This is a genomic window from Streptomyces sp. NPDC037410 (genome assembly GCF_055602235.1).
In genome coordinates, this window is record NZ_JBVJWR010000053.1 from 1 (window position 1) to 1,029 (window position 1,029).

Genomic DNA, 1,029 nt, shown 5'->3' on the forward strand with positions numbered 1-1,029 from the left:
TTGGCCTCGACGAACGAGCGCATCCGCGCCTCGTAGCGGGCGAACCCGGTGTCGGGGTCCCACTCGGCGGCGGCCAGCTCTCCGGCCAGCAGGTAGGCGCCGACCAGCGCCAGCCCGGTGCCCTGCCCGGACATCGGCGACGAGCTGAACGCCGCGTCCCCGAGCAGCCCCACCCGTCCGCTCGACCAGCGGTCCATCACCACCTGGGCGACCTGGTCGAGGTAGAAGTCCGGGGTGTCGTCCAGGTGCGCGAGGATGTCCGGGGCCAGCCAGCCCAGGCCTTCCATCCGCTCACGCAGCAGGCGCTTCTGGGCCGTGACGTCACGGTGGTCGACGTCGAAGTCGGCCGAGGCGAAGTAGAACATGGTCATCGCCCGGGTGGCGTCCTGGATGGGTCGCAGGAGGGCTGAGCGCCCGGTCTCCTGGTCCTGGTACTCGAGCAGCCAGCGGTCAAGACCGAACTCGTTGGGCACACTGTAGAAAGCCAGCACGTGCCCGAGGTGGCGGAGAAACCGCCCATGCGGCCCGAAGACCATCGCCCGCAGCGCCGAGTGCAGCCCGTCGGCCCCGACCACCAGGTCGAAGCGCCGCCGGTCGCCGCTCGCGAAGACCACGTCGACCCCGTCCGCGTCCTGGGCGAGCTCGGCGATGCGGTCGCCGAAGATGTACTCGACGCCGTCGCGGGTGTCGTCGTAGAGCAACCGGGACAGGTCCCCGCGCAGGATCTCGATGTCCGCGATGAACCCGTCGCCACCGTCGTCGTCCGCGCGGAAGGTCTCCAGCACCTGCCCGTCCGTGTCCACGGTGTGCGCGCCGGCGGTGTCGGTGCACGCCGCGCGGACCGCCGCGTCCAGCCCCATGCGCCCGATGACCTCCTTGGCGACCCCGCGCGCGTCCACCGCCTGCCCGCCGGGACGCAGCTCGGGAGCCCGCTCCACCACGGTCACCTCGGCCCCCCGCCGGCGCAGCCAGTGGGCCAGCGCGGGTCCCGCGATGCTCGCCCCCGCCACCAACACCCTCGGACCGCTC

1 protein-coding gene is annotated in these 1,029 nt (G+C 72.6%); it reads right to left on the reverse strand.

Annotation, left to right across the window (positions count from 1 at the left end; translation table 11 throughout):
• On the reverse strand, window positions 1-1,029 hold a 1,029-nt coding region (locus ACZ7HT_RS36890), incomplete at both ends, for an FAD-dependent monooxygenase (RefSeq protein ID WP_471174132.1).